The following is an 18,275-nucleotide window of genomic DNA, read 5'->3' as shown; positions in this document are numbered from 1 at the left end:
GGCACGTGCTTGAGCCCGCGTACCAGGCGGACGTCGTCATCGTGGGAGCCGGGGTCGCCGGCCTCTCGGCGGCTCATCGGCTGACCAGCGCAGGAGTAACGACCGCGGTCCTGGAGGCCGCCCCTTACGTGGGCGGCCGGATGTCGACCGAGAAGGTCGACGGCTTCCGGCTCGACCGCATAGGACAGTTGCTGTCCACGTCGTATCCCGAACTCGACCTCACCCCAGGGCTCGACGCACTGGTCCTGCGCTCGTTCGCGCCGGGTGTCCTGGTGCACAGCGGCGGAGTGCGCCACCGCGCGGGCGCCCCGGCGAACGGAGGGGGCGCAAGGGGCGCACTCCACGCCGTGCGCGCCCTGGCGAGCGCCCCCCTGCCGAACTCCATGCGCGCCTTGCCGACATCCGCGCCCCTGGGCCGCGGCACACCGCCGGGCACCCCCCGGAACCGTACGACCGCCCCGCGCCCCCGGACCGGCGCCCCCCTCGGCACCGCCGTCGACCAGGCCCGTCTCGCCGCCTCGCTCGCCCGGCTCGCGGGCACGCCCGTCGAACGGCTGCTGTCCCGCCCCGAGTTGCCGGCCGGCGAGGCCCTCGCCGCCCGAGGCCTCCCCGCGCGCACGATCGACGGCTTCCTGCGTCCGCTGCTCGCCGCCCTGCTGTGCGACCCGGAGCTGACCACGTCCAGCCGCTGCGCTGACCTCGCCCTGCGGGCCTTCGCCGGCGGGCGGCTGTGCGTACCGGAGGGCGGCGCCGAGATGCTGCCGGAGCTGCTGGCCCGGACGCTGCCGCCGGGCACCGTGCACACCGGCGTACGCGTCACGTCGGTCGCCACGACCTCGGTGACCACCGCCGAGCACGGCGAGTTCCCCTGCCGGGCCGTCCTGGTGGCCACCGACGCCCGCACCGCCGCCGACCTCCTGCCCGGCCTGCGCGTCCCCGGCTTCCACCCGGTCACGGTGATCCACCACACCACGGACGAGCCGCCGGAGACCGGCCCCTCCCTCCTCCTCGACGCCGACCGCGGCGGCCCGGTGGCCCACACGGCGGTGGTCAGCGAGATCGACCCCACCCGGGCCCCCGCAGACCGCGCCCTGATCTCCTCGACGCTCCTCGGCACACCCCCACCGGACACCGACACGGCCGTACGCACGCACCTCTCCCGCCTCTACGGCACCCCCACCACCCGCTGGGAAACCCTCGCCGTCCACCACACAGCCGAGGCCGTCCCCACCATGAGCCCCCCACACGACCTACGCCGCCCCGTACGCCTCCTGGCAGGCCTCTACGTCTGCGGCGACCACCGAGACACCAGCACGGTCCAGGGCGCCCTCCACTCAGCCCACAGGGCCTCAAAGGCAATCTTGACGGACTTGGGAGCAACAGGGTCGATGCACAGGGCGGACCCGCACCCCACAACACAGGCCGCTTAAAACGCCGTCAGGGGCGCGGGGCTGTATCGATTTGCGGCTCCGCCGCGTGGGCGCGATCAACCACAACGAACCCGCACCAGGAACTCAACGACCGGAGTTACGGCGAGTGGCTACCCCAACGCCGCCACCTTGTCCCGATAACCCCGCACTGGCGCCGCATCCTTATACGGCTCCAACCGCCGCTCAAAGTCCCGCACATACTCCACCGCCCGCACCGACCGCATCTCCGCCGCCGCCCCCGCCGCCTCCGCCCCCAACGCGCACGCCTGATCAAGCTCCCCCAGCCCGAGCCGCGCAGACGCAAGCACCACCCGGCAGAACAACCGACTGCGCGCATACGCCGGCGCACGCAACTGCAACGACCGCTCCGCATGCTGAGCCGCCGCACGGAACTGCTGCAGATCCCGATGACAGTGCCCGAACTCATCCGCGAGCTGCGCCTCGTCGAAGAACCGCGCCCAGTGCGGCACTTCATCGCCGGGCCGAGCCGCCTCCAGCGCCCGCTCGGCCCGCACCAGCGAGGCCGTGCACGCCCGCACCTCCCCGAGCACCCCATGCCCTCGCGCCTCGACCGCGTGCAGCAGCGCCTGCACGACGGGCGGCGCGGTCGTCCCGACCCCCTGCTGCGCCACCCGCGCCAGCTGTACGGCCTCCCGCCCGTGCCCGAGATACACGGCCTGCCGGCTCATGGTGATCAGCACGAACGAGCCGTACGCCCGGTCCGCCGCCGCCTGCGCAAGTCGCAGCGCCTGCACGAAGTACCGCTGGGCGAGCCCGTGCGCGGCGATGTCGTACGACGTCCAGCCCGCGAGCCGGGTCAGATCGGCGGCGGCCGCGAACAGGCGGCGGCCGGTCTGCTCGCCGTACGTGCCGCGCAGCATCGGCTCGCACTCGTGCTCCAGATAGCGCACGAGGGCCTGCCGGGCGTGGCCGCCGCCGTACATGTCGTCCAGGGTGCGGAACAGCTCGCCGACCGAGCGGAGGGCGGCGATGTCACCGCCGGTGACCCGCTGGCCGGGGCCGCGATCGGCCTGGCCGCGTTGGCGGGGCAGTACCGGGCGGCCCTGCGCGGGGACGCGGGCGGGCTGCTCGCCGCGGGCCACCCTGTCGTCGGCGCGGCCGATCAGCCAGTCCCGGCTGGGCACGACGAGCCCGGCCGCGGTGAACGCGATCTTGCGCAGCTCGGCGTGGCTGCCGGAGTCCTTGCGCCACAGCCCGCTGACGATGTCGACGGCCTCCTCGGGAGTGCCGGCGAACTCCAGCCCGGCGTACACCGGCGCACAGGCGTCGAGGCCGAGATCCTGGGCGGTGAGCCGCCGCCCGAGCCGCCGGGTGAACACCTCGGCGATGAGTGCGGGCGTCGTCCCCCGGGGCTGCTGGCCGCGCAGCCATCGGGTCACGGATGTCTTGTCGTATCTGAGGTCCAGTCCGTGTTCGAGTCCGAGCTGGTCCACTCGACGGGCGAGACCCGCGTTGGAGAACCCCGCTTCTGCGATGAGCGCGGCGAGCTGTCGGTTGGGAGTGCGCTGCGCGGGTCGTTCCGTCATCTGCGGTACGGTCTCCTGCCTTTCGGGCCTCGCGTTTTGGCCTCGGTGAACGGCGCGAATGTAGCGGAGAGTAAGCAAGCCATCACACTCTTCGCCGTCTATTCATCCGATCGTGTGAGGATTGCCCTCAGGACTGACGGGCATCGGCCGGACGTACAGTGGCGTGGGCGCGTTACGTGCCTGACACAGCCGTCTTTGAGGGAGGCGCTTGCCGTGAGTGGATTGCGGTTCGTCCGGATGGGATTCGGAGCGGAAGCCGTCGAGTACCAGGAGGCGTGGGACGAGCAGCGCCGGGTGCACGCCGCGCGCTTCGCGGACGAGATCCCCGACACGGTGCTGCTCCTGGAGCACCCGGCGGTGTATACGGCGGGCCGCCGCACCGCCGACGACGAGCGCCCCCTCGACGGCACCCCCGTCATCGACGTGGACCGCGGCGGCAAGATCACCTGGCACGGACCGGGCCAGCTGGTGGGCTACCCCATCCAGAAGCTCCCGCGTCCGGTGGACGTCGTGGCGCATGTACGACGCCTGGAAGAGGCCCTGATCCGCACCTGCACGGAGTTCGGCCTGGAGACCAGCCGGGTCGAGGGCCGCAGCGGAGTGTGGGTCCTCGGCGACCCGGTCGAGCAGCGCCCCGCCCTCGGCGGACTGTCCCTGGACTTCGACCCCCGGCTGCACGACGAGGAGTTCGACCCCCGCCTCAACGGCCCCGAGTACGCCCCCTCCAACGCCGGCCAGCGCCGCGAGGACCGCAAGATCGCCGCGATCGGCATCCGTGTCGCCAAGGGCGTGACGATGCATGGCTTCGCCCTCAACGTGAACCCGGACAACAAGTGGTTCGACCGCATCATCCCGTGCGGCATCCGCGACGCGGGCGTGGCCTCGCTGGCGAGCGAACTCGGCCGGGACGTGACGATCGACGAGGTGCTGCCAGTTGTGGAACGGCACCTGAAGGACGTACTCGAGAACGCGGAGCTGAAGCCGCGGGAGATCGAGAAGGCGACCGCCTGAGGCCGGGAATCAGCCCTATGAGGATGAGGTTGGCCTCAGAGCAGGGCTGAGTATGTACGGGCGTACGCTGGTGTACGCCGAAGAATCGAAGCTACAGGGAGCCAGTCGTGTCCGCAGTCGCACCCGACGGACGCAAGATGCTGCGCCTGGAGGTCCGGAACGCCCAGACCCCCATCGAGCGCAAGCCCGAGTGGATCAAGACCCGGGCGAAAATGGGTCCCGAGTACACGAAGATGCAGAGCCTCGTGAAGAGCGAGGGCCTGCACACGGTCTGCCAGGAAGCCGGCTGCCCCAACATCTACGAGTGCTGGGAGGACCGCGAGGCCACCTTCCTCATCGGCGGCGACCAGTGCACCCGACGCTGCGACTTCTGCCAGATCGACACCGGCAAGCCCGAGGCCCTCGACCGTGACGAGCCCCGCCGGGTCGGCGAGTCCGTGGTCACCATGGACCTGAACTACGCCACCATCACCGGCGTCGCCCGCGACGACCTGGAGGACGGCGGCGCCTGGCTGTACGCCGAGACGGTCCGCCAGATCCACGAGCAGACCGCCTCCCGCGAGGCCGGCCGCACCAAGGTCGAACTGCTCGCCCCGGACTTCAACGCCGTACCGGAGCTGCTGGAGCAGGTCTTCGCCTCCCGCCCGGAGGTCTTCGCGCACAACGTCGAGACGGTCCCCCGGATCTTCAAGCGCATCCGCCCCGGCTTCCGCTACGAGCGCTCACTCGCGGTCATCACCGCCGCCCGCGACTACGGCCTGGTCACCAAGTCGAACCTGATCCTCGGCATGGGCGAGACCCGCGAGGAGGTCAGCGAGGCGCTGCGGCAACTGCACGACGCCGGCTGCGAGCTGGTCACCATCACGCAGTACCTGCGGCCGAGCGTCCGGCACCACCCGGTGGAGCGCTGGGTCAAGCCGATGGAGTTCGTGGAGCTGAAGGACGAGGCCGAGCAGATCGGCTTCTCGGGCGTCATGTCCGGCCCGCTGGTCCGCTCCTCGTACCGCGCCGGGCGGCTGTATCAGATGGCCGTGGAGAAGCGTGGCGCGTACGTCGCGTCGCAGGCTGTCTGACATATCGTCACCCGCCTTGCCCCGCACGGCGTGCGCAAGCGTGTGAATTCGCGCACAAGAAACTACCCGCCGGTAATGGCGGAATCGACGCGGCTCTGAACGTCCTCGCAGATGGAGGCGTACCTCAGGGCCGCGTCAGGGTTTTCGGCCCTCGCATCAAGGTTTCATTGGCGTTTGACCGGTCGGTCACGCCCTGGTAACACCATTCAGTGACGCTCGACTCACGCCACGTACACCCGCATCCGCTGCCATTCCGAGGGGGGACCTCCAAGATGCAGGCCGCGCCCGTTCGCGCCACCGCCATCCCGTCCGTCACCGACGCACTCCGCGCCGTCGAGTCACTGCTGATGAGCAGCGGCCAGCGCACCGCCCGTCGTAACGCCTGGACCTCCGTCCTGGAGGACCGCCGCCGCGCCAAGGACCGGGTCGAGGCACAGCGCGTCCTGGAGCAGGCCCTCGCCGGACGCTCCTGACCCGGCACCCCTGAAGCTCCTCCTCCCCTTCGTTCCGGGCACTGCCGTCGTCCGCGCTCCCGGGGCCACGTAGACTTCGTGCCATGGCGAGGAAGGACACGGCAGCGGATGCTGCGAACCCCGGGCGACTGAAGCAGATCGCTCTGACCTACAAGATGACCCGCAGGGCCGACAAGAAGATCGGTCTTGTACTCGCGGCAGTCGGAATCGTCACCCTCGGTGTCTTCCTCGCGATCGGTTTCTTGATCGGTCACCCCATTTACCTCGGCATCCTGGGCTTCCTGCTCGCCTTCCTCGCGATGGCGATCGTGTTCGGGCGCCGGGCCGAGCGGGCCGCCTTCGGGCAGATGGAGGGACAGCCGGGCGCTGCCGCGGCGGTGCTGGACAACGTCGGCCGGGGGTGGACGACGACCCCCGCGGTGGCGATGAACCGCAGCCAGGACGTGGTGCACCGGGCCGTCGGCAAGGCCGGCATCGTGCTGGTCGCCGAGGGCAACCCGAACCGGGTGAAGAGCCTGCTGGCCGCCGAGAAGAAGAAGATGAACCGCATCGTCGCGGACGTGCCGGTGCACGACATCATCGTCGGCACGGGCGAGGGCCAGGTCGAGCTGAAGAAGGTGCGGACCACCATGCTGAAGCTGCCGCGCGTGCTGACCGGCCCCCAGGTGACGGCCACCAACGACCGGCTGCGCGCCATGGGCGACCTGATGAGCAACATGCCGATGCCGAAGGGCCCGATGCCGAAGGGCATGAAGCTGCCGAAGGGCGGCCCGAAGGCCCGCTGACACCAGAGGGAGCTCAGGCCAGCGTCCTGAAGTCCCGGTCGTAGTAGACCATCGGGGATCCCTCACCCAGCCGTACACCCGTCACCCGGCCGATCAGGACCGTATGGTCCCCGGCCGGGTGACGTGCGTATGCCTCGCAGTCCAGCTCGGACAGGGCCCGCTCGACCGTCGGCAGTCCGCCGGGGCCGAGCCGCATCCCGCCGGCCGCGAACTTGTCGCTGCCCTTGGTGGCGAAACGCAGGGCGAGCGGCTGATGGACCGGGGTGAGCACGCTCACCGCGAAACGGTCGCAGCGCGCGAACGACCACGCCGAGTCGGCCGAGTTCGCCAGGCACACCAGGACCATCGGCGGCTCCAGCGACACCGAGCAGAAGGAACTGGCGGTGAATCCGCGCGGGGTGCCGTCCTGGCACCGGGTGGTCACCACCACGACGCCAGAGGGAAAGCGGGCCATCGCGGCCCGGAACTCCTCGGGCGCCACCAGCGCCTCCGGCAGGGCGACGTCATCCGGTACGGCTATGTCATCCGGTATGTCTGTGTCCTGCTGCTCCGTCATGCGGCCGCACCACCTGTTGGCCTCGGCGACGACTCTCACTGACCGTGCTCGCGTGGGTAGGTGATCGTCACCCGCGTTCAAGGTCGACTATGACGCCGCCACCCCTGCCCAGCAACCGGACGACGGCGTCAGACGGGCCCGGTCCGACCGTCGCCGGACAGCGCCCAGGCGCCGTATGCCGCACCGGTGGACTCGAAGGAGAGCGCCACGTGGGAGGCGGCGCTGTTCACGTCCCGCCAGAAGCGCTGCACCGGGTCGGTGGCGGACTGTCCGGACGTCCCGCTGGTGCGGAAGACCCGGCCGACCGCCGAGACGAGCAGCTCCACAGCCAGCGCGAGATCCCGGGCCCCGCGGACCGCCGCCTCGCCCTCCGGCGGCGTCTCCCTGCCGTCGGCGACCGCCGCTGTACGCCGGACGAGGAGTTCCGCGGCGTCCACCTCGGCGGCCGAGCGGGCCAGGGAGACCTGCGTCGAGGGCATCTCGCGGACGGCCCGGCCCCGCCGGTCGACACGGGAGGCGGTCCGCTCGACCCAGGCACGCATCGCGCCCCGCACGGCGCCGACCAGCGGCGCGGCGAACGGCAGTGAGTTCACGGCGTACATCGGCACGATGTGGCAGCGCGCGTCCGACGCGGGGGCCCGCCCGGCGTGGACGGCGGAGCGGGCCAGGGTGCGGTGCTCGGGCACGTGGACGTCGGTCAGGACCAGGGTGTCGCTGCCGGTCCCGCGCATGCCCACGGAGAACCAGCTCTCGGTGATGGTGAAGTCGGCCTTCGGTACGGCGAAGTACCGCACTTCGGGCCGTCCGTCGGCGGGCTGCTCATCCGGTACGGCCGCGCAGGCGAGCGCCCAGTCCGCGAAGTGCACCCCGCTGATGTACTTCCACTCGCCGCTCAGCCGCCAGCCGCCGGCCACCCGCTCCGCCGTGCCGGACGGCATGAGCGCGGCGGCCACCAGGGCGTCCGGGCCGTCCGCCCAGATCTCCGCCTGGCCCTCGGCGGGCAGGAACGCCGCGTACCGTCCCGCGTAGGCGGCCAGCGACGCCGCCCAGGCCGCCGATGTACAGCCCTGTCCGACCACGAAGACCGCCGAGGTCAGCTCGGTGAAACCGCCCGCCGTGCCGCCATGGGCCACCGGTACGAAGTGCCGCGCGAAACCGGCGTCCCGCACCGCGTGGACCACCTGCGGCGAGAGGCGCCGGGCGGCCTCCGCCTCCTCCGTGTGCCGGGCCGCGATGTCGGCGACCTGCGACGCCCGGGCCACGATCGTCGACATGTTGTCGTACGACATATTGTCCAACCACCTCCGCCGATATGGCGGCAGTGTTCCGAACGCGGTTCGACGGGGACGGGACCCCGGGCCGTGGCCGGTCCGGCCGTCACCCGACCGGCGTCATATGTGAAGACTGTCGCAGCTCAGATCCGCACCTCGACCGTGCGCGCCAGCCGGTCGTGCAGCCCCCGGCCGTCGCGGTCCCAGATCAGGGCGGGAATCGCGACGCACAGCAGGGCCGAGCGCAGCAGGACGCGCACCGGGTTGACCGTGCCGGTGTCCAGGTGGACGACGCGCAGGCCGAAGAGGCGCTTGCCGGGGGTGAAGCCGATCGTGCCGACGGTCAGGACGCTCATGACGAAGAAGACGAGCAGGGCCCAGTTCCCGGTCGCCTGCCCGTAGCCGTCCGTGATGAGACCGTATGCGATCAAGACGCACAGCGCCCAGTCCACGGCGAGGGCGCCGAGGCGGCGGCCGGGGCGGGCGATCGAGCCGGGCCCCTCCTCCGGGAGACCGAGCTGCTCCCCCCGGTATCCGAAGTCGGCACCGGCGTCCTCCATGGCCGCGCGGGGGCCGGACAGCCACGATCCGATTGCTTGCCTCTTGTCCACGCGTACACGGTACTGCGGCCATGCCCGGTCAGGGCACGGCGGGGTGTTTCCGGGCTACGGTGGAACCCGGGCTGGTTAACTTGTGCGAAACAAATGGGTCACGCCCGAGAAATCACGCGTCCCTAGGGTCGAGGTCAGCGTGTGCCACCGCACTGGCCGCACGAACGAACTACCACCCCGGCGGGACGGTCGGGAGTAGGAGGAGCTGGATGTTCCAGAACGCCGACGAGGCCAAGAAGTTCATCGCGGACGAGGACGTCAAGTTCATCGACGTCCGCTTCTGCGACCTCCCGGGCGTCATGCAGCACTTCACGGTGCCTGTCGATGCGTTCGACCCGGATGACGAGCTGGCGTTCGACGGCTCCTCGATCCGTGGCTTCCAGGCCATCCACGAGTCCGACATGGCGCTGCGCGCGGACCTGTCGACCGCCCGGGTCGACGCCTTCCGCCGTGACAAGACGCTGAACATCAACTTCTTCATCCATGACCCGATCACCGGCGAGCAGTACAGCCGTGACCCGCGCAACGTGGCGAAGAAGGCCGAGGCGTACCTCGCGTCCACGGGGATCGCCGACACCGCGTACTTCGGTCCCGAGGCCGAGTTCTACGTCTTCGACAGCGTGCGCTTCGCGACCCGCGAGAACGAGTCCTTCTACCACATCGACTCCGAGGCCGGCGCCTGGAACACCGGTGCCCTCGAGGACAACCGCGGCTACAAGGTCCGCTACAAGGGCGGCTACTTCCCGGTCCCGCCGGTCGACCACTTCGCCGACCTGCGTGCCGAGATCTCCCTGGAGCTGGGCAAGGCCGGCCTGCAGGTCGAGCGCCAGCACCACGAGGTGGGCACCGCCGGCCAGGCCGAGATCAACTACAAGTTCAACACGCTGCTCGCCGCGGCCGACGACCTCCAGCTCTTCAAGTACATCGTGAAGAACGTCGCCTGGCGCAACGGCAAGACCGCGACCTTCATGCCGAAGCCGATCTTCGGTGACAACGGCTCGGGCATGCACATCCACTCGTCGCTGTGGACGGGCGGCTCGCCGCTCTTCTACGACGAGTCCGGCTACGCGGGCCTGTCGGACACCGCCCGCTACTACATCGGCGGCATCCTCAAGCACGCCCCGTCGCTGCTGGCCTTCACCAACCCGACGGTGAACTCGTACCACCGCCTGGTCCCGGGCTTCGAGGCGCCGGTCAACCTGGTGTACTCGCAGCGCAACCGCTCCGCCGCGATGCGTATCCCGATCACGGGCTCCAACCCGAAGGCCAAGCGCGTCGAGTTCCGCGCGCCCGACTCCTCCGGCAACCCGTACCTCGCCTTCTCGGCCCTGCTCCTCGCGGGCCTCGACGGCATCAAGAACAAGATCGAGCCGGCCGAGCCGATCGACAAGGACCTGTACGAGCTGGCTCCCGAGGAGCACGCGGGCGTCCCGCAGGTCCCGACCTCCCTCCCGGCCGTCCTCGACTCCCTCGAGCGCGACCACGAGTTCCTCCTCCAGGGCGACGTGTTCACCGCCGACCTGATCGAGACGTGGATCGACTTCAAGCGCACGAACGAGATCGCGCCGCTGCAGCTGCGTCCGCACCCGCACGAGTTCGAGCTGTACTTCGACGTGTGATCGACGCCTGTGCCTTTGGCGGCGCCCCCGTTCCTGGTTCCCCAGGGCGGGGGCGCCGTCGTATGTTGGGGGCACGACTGTTCGAGGAAGGTAACGGGGATGTCCGAACGGCACGACGGGGAGCGGGAGTTCGACCTGAGATGGGCGGACTCGGCCGAGCACAAGGAGCCCTCGGCGCGCGCCCGGATGCTGGCCGCGCGGTGGAAGGAGAATCCTCCGGGACCGGTGCCGTTCCGGGCGGACCCGGGTCCGGTGCGCCGCCGTCGCCGCTCGTCCCGGATGCGGAGCAGGGGCACTCGCCGCTCGCCCTGGATATCGACGGCGATCGTGCTCGGCTCCGTGGCCGCGATCATCGTGCTCCTCGGGTACCTGAACTTCCAGCCGGGCTACTGAGGGCGCTCACAGCTTCCCTTTGCAGGTCCTAGAACTGATCACAACCGTGTCATGGTGTGGCCGGGTGCACACTGGCAGTGGGGCGAGTGCCTGACTGCCGAGGTGATGCAGATGCAGAGCCGATTCCGGAACGACCGGGGCCTGACCGCGCGGATGACGGTCACGCTTTTTCTGCTCGGATTGCTGTACGTGGCCTTTGTCGCGGCGCTGATCGTGCTGCTGAGGTCCTGGGTGCTGGTCGTGGTGGTCGCGGCGGGGTTCCTCGGGGCGCAGTACTGGTTCTCCGACCGGATCGCGCTCTTCGCGATGCGCGGGCGGGTCGTGGAACGCGAGGAGTATCCGGAGCTGCACGCGGTGATCGACCGGCTGTGCACGCTGGCGGATCTGCCCAAGCCGACGGTCGCCGTCTCCGATATGGACATGCCGAACGCGTTCGCCACCGGGCGCAACGCGGACAAGTCGGTGATCTGCGTGACCACCGGTCTGCTACGGCGTCTGGAGCCGGCCGAGCTGGAGGGAGTGCTCGCGCACGAGCTGTCACATGTGGCGCACAAGGACGTCGCCGTGATCACGATCGCGTCGTTCCTCGGCGTGATCGCCGGACTGATCGTGCGGTTCGCCTTCTACTCGCAGCTCTTCGGCGGCGGACGCCGGGACCAGAACACCGCGGTCGTCTTCATGGCGGTGATGGGTGTCTCCGCGGCCGTCTACGCGCTCAGCTTCCTGCTGATCCGGGCCCTGTCCCGGTACCGGGAGCTGGCGGCGGACCGGGCGGCGGCGTTGCTGACCGGCCGTCCCTCGACCCTGGCGTCCGCGCTGACCAAGGTGTCGGGCGACATCGCCCGGATCCCCACCAAGGATCTGCGCACGGCCCAGGCCTTCAACGCCTTCTACTTCACCCCGGCCCTGGGCAAGGAGCCCGGCATCGCCCGGTACTTCTCCACCCACCCCAGCCTGGAGCAGCGGCTCGACCAACTGGCGCGGATCTCCGCCGAGTTGGGTGAGGCCGCGGCTCCCGGAAAGGCGTGAGCATGGGATTGCTGGACATCCTGCTCGGTCGTACGAAGCCGGTCGCGCCCGACCTCGACCAGCTCTTCGCCCTGCCGTCGGCGGCGGTGACGCTCCAGGCGGCGGCCTCCTTCACACCGACCGGGCGGGGGGCGGTGTGCTTCGCCACGGTCGAGGGCGCGGCCTTCGAGCAGACACACCGCGAGGTCCAGGCGCTGCTGGACGCGGACGCCGATCGCGACGGCCCGCCGGTGGAGTTGCGGCGCGACAAGTACGGCTACTCCTGGCTGGTCTCGCATCGCGCACCCGACGAACTGCACCTCCTCGTCAACGACCTGCACGCGGTGAACAGCTCGATGGAGGTCAACGGCTTCGGCCCCCAACTGCTGTGCTCACTCGCCGGCTTCCAGGACGAACAGGACCGGCGGCTGGCGCTGGTCTACCTCTACAAGCGGGGCACCTACTACCCGTTCGCGCCGCTGCCCGGCGACGGGCAGCGGCGCGACAACGCGCTGGAACTGCGGGTGAAGGCGGCCCTCGGCGAGGACCTGCGGATCGAGCAGGATCTCAGCCGCTGGTTCCCGGTGTGGGGCGCCCCCGGTCTGTGACCGGCGGCGCTCACCACGGCGGGTCTCACTTGCTCTTCTGGGCCTTCTCGCGCTCCTGCCGGCGCGACTCGAAGGGGCGCTCGCGACGGTAGCGGCGCTCCCACTTGGCCTGCTTGTCCCGGCGGTCACGGTACGCGCGGTAGTCGGACGGCACCGGGCCGGACCCGCCCGAGGGGGAGGTCGGCGAGGAGCCGCGCCCGTACTGCATGTACAGGAAGAGCACCGCGACGGCGGCGAGCCAGTAGAGGTGGTTTCCGAACCCCAGAACGACCAGGACCGCGGTCCCGGAAAAGATGATGGTGCCCATGACGGGCCTCCGTGGGCGTGGGTGATCAGTAAGCGGTGACGAGATGTTCCGACGCGGCGCTGGGGGTGGGCGACCGGCCGTCGGTGCGTAGAGAGTAGCCCCGGGTCCGCAAGGTGATGCCTGTTCTGCGGCAAGCGATGGGGAGCAGCTCCGCTATGCGTGTCCAGGGTAGGGAAGCGGTCACGCGGTGTGCATCTGCTTTTCCGTGCGGGCTCGTTGGGGCGTGTGGTGATGGGGCTTCGGTCGTCGGTCGGCTGCGGGTTCGTTGTGGCTGGTCGCGCCCACGCGGCGGAGCCGCATATTGATACAGCCCCGCGCCCCTTTGGGGCGCCGCCAGACCTCGGCCTGTCAGTGGCGTCCGCGAAGATGCAGGCACGGTTGTGAGGTGACGGGTGGAGGCCGGTATGGGTGACGGGCGGCGGTACGTCGACGTGGTGGAGCGGCGGGTGCGGGTCGGGTTGCGGCATCGGCTGGCGGGTACGGCGCGGGCGGCGACGCCGGAGGAGGTCGCCCGGTCGCTGGTCGCGCTGCACGGCACCGATCCGGCGACGGTGTATCTGGCGGTGGGTGCGCGGCTCGGGGATGCGGGGCGGACGGTGGTCGAGACCGGGCGGGCGTTGTACGAGGACGGCAGCCTGGTCCGGATGCACGGCATGCGCAACACCGTGTTCGTGTTCCCGACGGATCTGACGGCGGTCGTGCACGCCTCCACGGGCATCGCCGTCGCCGCCCGTGAACGCGCCAACCTGCTCAAGCAGATGGCGGCGGGCGGGGCGCCGGACGCGGCCTGGCTCAAGGAGGTCGAGGAGGCCACGCTGGCCGTGCTGGAGCGGCGGGGGCAGGCGACGGCGGCCGAACTGGCCCAGGACGAGCCGCGGTTGAGAGAGCAGTTCCTGTATGGAGCCGGGAAGAGTTACGAGGGGCTGCACACCGTCTCGACACGGCTGCTGCGGCTGCTGGGCCAGGAGGGCAAGGTCGTACGCGGTCGGCCGCTCGGCTCCTGGACGTCGTCCCAGTTCCGCTGGGCCCCGGCGCCCCCGCATCCCGAACTGGACATCGCCGGCGCCCAGGCCGCCCTCCTCGACCGATGGCTGGCGGCCTGCGGCCCGGCCACCGAGGCCGACCTCAAGTGGTGGACCGGCTGGAGGGTGACCGAGGTGCGCCGGGCTCTCGAGGCGATCGGCGCCGAAGAGGTGCGGCTCGACGAGGGCACCGGCTATGTCACCGCCGGTGACATCGCCCCCGTGACCGGGTCCGCCGAACCCTGGGCCGCGCTGCTGCCCGCCCTCGACCCGACGGCGATGGGATGGCAGCACCGTGACTGGTACCTCTCCCCCGATCTGCGCCCCGCCCTCTTCGACCGCAGCGGCAACGTGGGGCCGACGGTGTGGTGGAACGGCCGGGTGATCGGGGGGTGGGCCCAGCGGGCCGACGGCGAGATCGTGTGGCGGGTGCTGGACGGGGAGGGTGTCGGCAGGGAGGCGGAGGCCGCGATCGTGGCCGAGGCGGAGCGGTTGCGAGGGTGGGTGGGGTCGACGCGGATCACGCCGCGGTTCCGGACGCCGCTGGAGCGGGAGTTGACGGGGTAGGGAGGGCTGTCGGCGCCGGGCACCGCACCATGCGCGGCACCCGGCCCCGGCCTCACCGGTTGTAACGCATGAACGCACGGACCATATGGCACGTCGTGTCCGACGGCGGGTGGACGCCGATGAGTTCCGCGGTGCTCCGTATCGTCTCGTTGCGGGCCTGGTTCGGCATATACACGCCCGAGTCGAGCAGGGCGATGGCCAGGCGCATGGCCTTGAGGCGGCGGTTGTGGGTGACGTACCACTCGCGGGGACGGCCCGGCGGCAACGGGCGCTTCTCCACGGGTTCGTACGGCAGGTCGAGCAGGACGGGGCGCTTCGCAGTGGACTGCGTCGGCCTTGGCTTCAGTGCGGCAGCGGGCACAGGCATCCTCCTGTCGCGGTCAGGGTCTCGTCCGGGGACTTCGGCGGCCCCGGCGCCACCCTCGAACACTGCTTCTAGTTTACTGCCCGGCACTGACATCCAGGGAGTCCGCAGAGTCCATCAAATGCCCAGGTGAGCCAGGGAATTGCCGCCGTGTCACGCCAGGTCCGTGAGATGCGCATGGGGCGGCGGAAATTCGAACAGAACGCCCGGTGCGCGATCCGTCATGCCCGCCCATGCGCCTCCTGCGAGCGTCGGGCCAGTGCGTCGATGACCACGGCGGTGAAGAGCACCCCGCCCGTGATCATGATTTGGACCGCGGTGGGGGTGTCCGTGATCACCATGCCCGAGGCGATCGACTGGATGACCAGCATGCCGAGTACCGCGGACCAGGTCGTACCGCGTCCTCCGAACAGGCTGGTACCACCGATGACGGCCGCCGCGATGGCATTGAGCAGCAGGAGGCCCGAGCCCGCGCCCTGACTCACGGACGTGATGCGCGAGGCCAGGAACAGGCCGCCGATCGCGGCCATGGTGCCGGAGACGGCGAGCACCGCGGTCTGCACCCTCGTCACACTGAGGCTGGCGCGACGGGCCGCCTCGATGCTGCCGCCGAGTGCGTAGACCTGCCGCCCGTAGTGCGTGCGGCGCAGAACGATGTCGAGGCCGGCCACCACCACGAGGAAGATCAGCAGGGCGAGCGGCAGACCCTGGAACCGGTTGAGCAGGTATGCGGCGGTGAACGCGATCGCCGAGAGGACTCCTGTGCGCACGATGATTCCCCGGAGCGAGCGGTACGGCATGCCCATGGTCCTGCGGCGCTGCCTGTCCTGGTAGGACACGAAGAAGACCAGGCCCGTGCCGACTGCCGCCAGGCCGTATGCAGCGGCGTCGTTGGTGAAGTAATGGCTCGTCAGCTTGGCGACGAGGCCGTTCTCGTCGAGATTGACGGTGCCACTGGTCCCGAGGATGTAGAGCATGAGGCCGTTCCAGGTCAGGAGCCCCGCGAGGGTGATGACGAAAGCCGGCACGCGGGTCTTGGCGACGGAGAAGCCCTGGACGGTTCCTGCCGCGGTGCCCGCGAGCACCGCGATGATGAGGGCCAGCCATTCCGGTACGCCGTTGTTCACGTTCAGGACGGCGAAGACCGCGGCCGCGAGGCCGCTGATCGAGCCGACCGACAGGTCCAGCTCACCGAGCAGCAGCACGAAGACGATGCCGACCGCGATCAGGCCCGTACCCACGATGTCCACGCTGAGATTGGACAGGTTCCGGGATGACAGGAAGCTGTCGTTGAGGGACTGGAAGGTGATCCAGACCGCGGCGAGGACCAGGACGACCGGGAGCGAGCCCAGCTCGCCGTCGCTCAGCTTGCGCCGCAGGACGGCGCCCCACCTGTCCACGACCTGGGTGACGGCCCGTCCGCCGGGCGGCCGACGGGCCTCGGCGGTGGGCGCCGACGCTGCGGCCCGCGTGCTGCCCGCCCTGATGCGCATGGCTTTCACCACCCTGCCTCTCGGTGAGCCATCCGGCGGGGCACGTTCTCCGCGGCGCCGGTGATGGAGGCGATGATCTGTTCCTGAGACGTGGTGGTCACGTCGAAGAAGCCGTTGTTGCGCCCGAGCCGCAGCACGGCGGCCCGGTCCGCCAGAGCCTTGACATCGCCCATGTTGTGGCTGATGAGCAGCACCCCGAGGCCCCGGTCACGCAGACGGTCCACGAGGTCCAGGACCTCGCCGGTCTGCTCGATTCCCAGAGCCGCGGTCGGTTCGTCCAGGAGGAGGACCCGCGGGTCGCCGAGGAGTGAGCGGGCGATGGCGACCGTCTGCCGCTGGCCGCTGGACAGTGAGACGACGGGAGCGCGCAGATCGGGGATAGCCCTGGTCAGACGGTCCAACAGGTGCCTGGTGCGATGCTCCATCTCGACCTCGTCGAGGAACCCGAACCTGCGGATCTCCCGGCCGAGGAAGAGATTGCCCACGACGTCGAGGTTCCCGCACAGCGCGAGGTCCTGGTAGACGGTGGCGATGCCGAGGTCCCGGGCATCGTGGGGGCGCCTGATGTGGACTGTCCGGCCCTCCCACTCGATGACGCCCTTGTCCGCCGGGGCAACTCCGGAGATCACCTTGACCAGGGTGGATTTGCCGGCCCCGTTGTCTCCCAGCAACGCGACGACCTGGCCCGCGCGAATCTCCAGCTCGACGTCATTGAGGACCTCGACGACACCGAAGCGCTTGGACACGCCGCGCAGCGTCAGCAAGGGGGGACTCGACACGAAGACCATCTCCTTCCCAAGACCGGCTCCAGAACCGATCTGTCAGGTGAGTCCGGCCTTGGTGCAGGCGGCGGCGAGTTGCGGGGTGCAGATCTGCTGGATCGTGTAGACGCCGTCCTTCACCACGGTGTCCTCGATGGTGTCGATGGTCACGGACACAGGGGTGAGCAGGACGGCCGGAACCGTGCTCCCACTGCTGGTCGTCACCTTTTCCGTGGCGATCCGGTCGAGGCTTTCACCACGGGCCGCGGCCACGGCCAGTGCGGCGCCGGCGGAAGCCTCGGGCGCGAAGGGCTTGTAAACGGTCATGTACTGCTCGTCGGCGACAATGCGCCGCACGGCTCCGAGCTCGGCGTCCTGCCCGGTGACGGGGGGCAGCGGGTCGACCTTGTTGGCTTTCAGAGCGGCGATGCTGCCGGCGGCGAGGCCGTCGTTGGCGGCGTAGACCCCGTCGATGTTGTCGGCGCCGAGGGCGGAGATGGCGCCGGACATGTTCATGTGAGCGACCTCCGTTCTCCACTGGGGGGTGTCGTACGCTTTGGCGATCTCGACCCTCCCCTTGAGCACGGACAGCGCGCCCGCCTTGAACGACACCGCGTTGGGGTCGCTGGGATCGCCGTTCATCATGACGATCTGGTCGCCGGTCTCCCTGTCGCCCATGGCCTTCAGCAACGCCGTGCCCTGGAGCCTGCCGACCTCCTCGCCGTCGAAGGAGGCGTAACCCGAAATCGGTCCCTCGGCGAGACGGTCGTAGGCGATGACGGGGATACCTGCCTCGTCCGCCTTCGCGACCGTTGGGCCCAGCGATCTGGCGTCCACGGCCGCGAGCAGGATGGCATCGACCCCCTCGGCGAGCATCGAGTCCATCTGCGCCTGCTGGATGGCCACATCGCCCTTGGCGTTGGCGTGCTCGACCGTGCACTCGTCGCACAGTTCCTTGATCCGTCGGTCGAGCAGCGGCCTGTCGTTCGTCTCCCAACGAGCCGTGGTGGAGTCCGGCAGCAGCACACCGATCTTCGTCTGGTTCCCCCCGCCGGAGTCGTTCCCGGCGCCCTCCCCGCAGGCCGCGAGAGCAGCGGCTGTGGCGGCCGCGGCCACAGCGACCGCTGCCCCCCGTACGCAGGCCTTCATGTGAGAGACCTCCCTGCACCGGTCCCTGCTGTCATGCTCGGCGCCGGCCCGGCTCAGGCGGCTCCCTCATGCGGGGCCGAGCATCCGCCTGGAGCGTACTGTGCGAAAAAGGGGCAAGCCGACTATTTCGTAAGTCTGGCACCGGCCGCGGTGAACTGCGAACGCGACGGCGATCTGTCGGCTTCGCCCGCATATGAGACGCTGGTAGCCGAGCGCCCCGATCTCAG

Annotated in this window: 19 protein-coding genes; 10 read left to right on the top strand and 9 right to left on the bottom strand. The window is 70.1% G+C overall.

Annotated elements, in window-relative coordinates; translation table 11 throughout:
* Positions 1–5 precede the first annotated feature (5 nt).
* Positions 6–1,430, top strand: coding sequence for an NAD(P)/FAD-dependent oxidoreductase (locus OG828_RS35515; protein ID WP_328503489.1), 1,425 nt, complete (start codon positions 6–8; stop codon positions 1,428–1,430).
* 110 nt (positions 1,431–1,540) lie between these two features.
* Here OG828_RS35515 and OG828_RS35510 read toward each other — a convergent pair whose 3' ends face one another.
* Positions 1,541–2,977, bottom strand: coding sequence for a regulator (locus OG828_RS35510; RefSeq protein WP_328366018.1), 1,437 nt, complete (start codon positions 2,975–2,977; stop codon positions 1,541–1,543).
* 213 nt (positions 2,978–3,190) lie between these two features.
* Between OG828_RS35510 and lipB the strand changes: the two genes are divergently transcribed.
* The 4 genes from lipB (at position 3,191) to OG828_RS35490 (ending at position 6,319) form a co-directional block, all read left to right on the top strand.
* Entirely contained in the window at positions 3,191–3,988 is a 798-nt protein-coding gene (gene lipB, locus OG828_RS35505) for a lipoyl(octanoyl) transferase LipB (RefSeq protein ID WP_328366016.1), read from the top strand.
* A gap of 107 nt (positions 3,989–4,095) precedes the next feature.
* Positions 4,096–5,061, top strand: coding sequence for a lipoyl synthase (gene lipA / locus OG828_RS35500; protein ID WP_328366014.1), 966 nt, complete (start codon positions 4,096–4,098; stop codon positions 5,059–5,061).
* A gap of 272 nt (positions 5,062–5,333) precedes the next feature.
* Positions 5,334–5,534, top strand: a complete 201-nt coding sequence (locus tag OG828_RS35495) for an SCO2195 family GlnR-regulated protein (protein WP_210576234.1) — start codon at positions 5,334–5,336, stop codon at positions 5,532–5,534.
* 83 nt (positions 5,535–5,617) lie between these two features.
* Positions 5,618–6,319 (top strand): DUF4191 domain-containing protein, encoded by a 702-nt coding sequence (locus OG828_RS35490; RefSeq protein WP_210576235.1) that lies wholly within the window; start codon positions 5,618–5,620, stop codon positions 6,317–6,319.
* 13 nt (positions 6,320–6,332) lie between these two features.
* Here OG828_RS35490 and OG828_RS35485 read toward each other — a convergent pair whose 3' ends face one another.
* The 3 genes from OG828_RS35485 to OG828_RS35475 form a co-directional block, all read right to left on the bottom strand.
* Positions 6,333–6,875: a flavin reductase family protein gene (locus OG828_RS35485; protein WP_443060221.1), complete on the bottom strand. Its 543-nt coding sequence runs from the start codon at positions 6,873–6,875 to the stop codon at positions 6,333–6,335.
* Positions 6,876–7,003: 128 nt separating this feature from the next.
* On the bottom strand, positions 7,004–8,164 hold the full coding sequence (locus OG828_RS35480; protein ID WP_328503488.1) for an acyl-CoA dehydrogenase family protein: 1,161 nt from the start codon (positions 8,162–8,164) through the stop codon (positions 7,004–7,006).
* Positions 8,165–8,289: 125 nt separating this feature from the next.
* Positions 8,290–8,757, bottom strand: a complete 468-nt coding sequence (locus tag OG828_RS35475) for an RDD family protein (protein ID WP_328441059.1) — start codon at positions 8,755–8,757, stop codon at positions 8,290–8,292.
* Between the two features lie 209 nt (positions 8,758–8,966).
* On the opposite strand from OG828_RS35475, the gene glnA reads away from it, so the two are divergent.
* From glnA to pspAB, 4 genes are all read left to right on the top strand, one after another.
* Complete coding sequence (glnA, locus tag OG828_RS35470; protein ID WP_210576239.1) at positions 8,967–10,376, top strand: type I glutamate--ammonia ligase; 1,410 nt, start codon at positions 8,967–8,969, stop codon at positions 10,374–10,376.
* 99 nt (positions 10,377–10,475) lie between these two features.
* On the top strand, positions 10,476–10,769 hold the full coding sequence (locus tag OG828_RS35465) for an SCO2583/SCO2584 N-terminal domain-containing protein (protein ID WP_328503487.1): 294 nt from the start codon (positions 10,476–10,478) through the stop codon (positions 10,767–10,769).
* A gap of 111 nt (positions 10,770–10,880) precedes the next feature.
* Positions 10,881–11,798, top strand: a complete 918-nt coding sequence (gene htpX / locus OG828_RS35460; protein WP_328365999.1) for a zinc metalloprotease HtpX — start codon at positions 10,881–10,883, stop codon at positions 11,796–11,798.
* Positions 11,799–11,800: 2 nt separating this feature from the next.
* Complete coding sequence (gene pspAB, locus OG828_RS35455; RefSeq protein ID WP_328365996.1) at positions 11,801–12,385, top strand: PspA-associated protein PspAB; 585 nt, start codon at positions 11,801–11,803, stop codon at positions 12,383–12,385.
* 25 nt (positions 12,386–12,410) lie between these two features.
* Here the strand turns inward: pspAB and OG828_RS35450 are convergent, their stop codons facing one another.
* Positions 12,411–12,692 (bottom strand): hypothetical protein, encoded by a 282-nt coding sequence (locus tag OG828_RS35450; RefSeq protein WP_328365994.1) that lies wholly within the window; start codon positions 12,690–12,692, stop codon positions 12,411–12,413.
* Positions 12,693–13,096: 404 nt separating this feature from the next.
* On the opposite strand from OG828_RS35450, the gene OG828_RS35445 reads away from it, so the two are divergent.
* Positions 13,097–14,281 (top strand): winged helix DNA-binding domain-containing protein, encoded by a 1,185-nt coding sequence (locus tag OG828_RS35445; RefSeq protein WP_328503486.1) that lies wholly within the window; start codon positions 13,097–13,099, stop codon positions 14,279–14,281.
* A 52-nt stretch (positions 14,282–14,333) separates the two neighbouring features.
* On the opposite strand, the gene OG828_RS35440 is transcribed toward OG828_RS35445, so the two are convergent.
* The 4 genes from OG828_RS35440 to OG828_RS35425 form a co-directional block, all read right to left on the bottom strand.
* Positions 14,334–14,642 (bottom strand): hypothetical protein, encoded by a 309-nt coding sequence (locus OG828_RS35440; RefSeq protein WP_328365990.1) that lies wholly within the window; start codon positions 14,640–14,642, stop codon positions 14,334–14,336.
* Positions 14,643–14,866: 224 nt separating this feature from the next.
* Complete coding sequence (locus tag OG828_RS35435; protein ID WP_328503485.1) at positions 14,867–16,138, bottom strand: sugar ABC transporter permease; 1,272 nt, start codon at positions 16,136–16,138, stop codon at positions 14,867–14,869.
* A 5-nt stretch (positions 16,139–16,143) separates the two neighbouring features.
* Positions 16,144–16,926, bottom strand: coding sequence for an ATP-binding cassette domain-containing protein (locus tag OG828_RS35430; RefSeq protein ID WP_328365984.1), 783 nt, complete (start codon positions 16,924–16,926; stop codon positions 16,144–16,146).
* Positions 16,927–16,959: 33 nt separating this feature from the next.
* On the bottom strand, positions 16,960–18,048 hold the full coding sequence (locus tag OG828_RS35425) for a substrate-binding domain-containing protein (RefSeq protein ID WP_328503484.1): 1,089 nt from the start codon (positions 18,046–18,048) through the stop codon (positions 16,960–16,962).
* Between the last annotated feature and the right edge of the window lie 227 nt (positions 18,049–18,275).

This window comes from Streptomyces sp. NBC_00457 (genome assembly GCF_036014015.1).
In the GTDB taxonomy this organism is placed as follows: domain Bacteria; phylum Actinomycetota; class Actinomycetes; order Streptomycetales; family Streptomycetaceae; genus Streptomyces.
The sequence above is the reverse complement of the archived record's forward strand: the minus strand, read 5'-3'. Positions and strand labels throughout refer to the sequence as shown.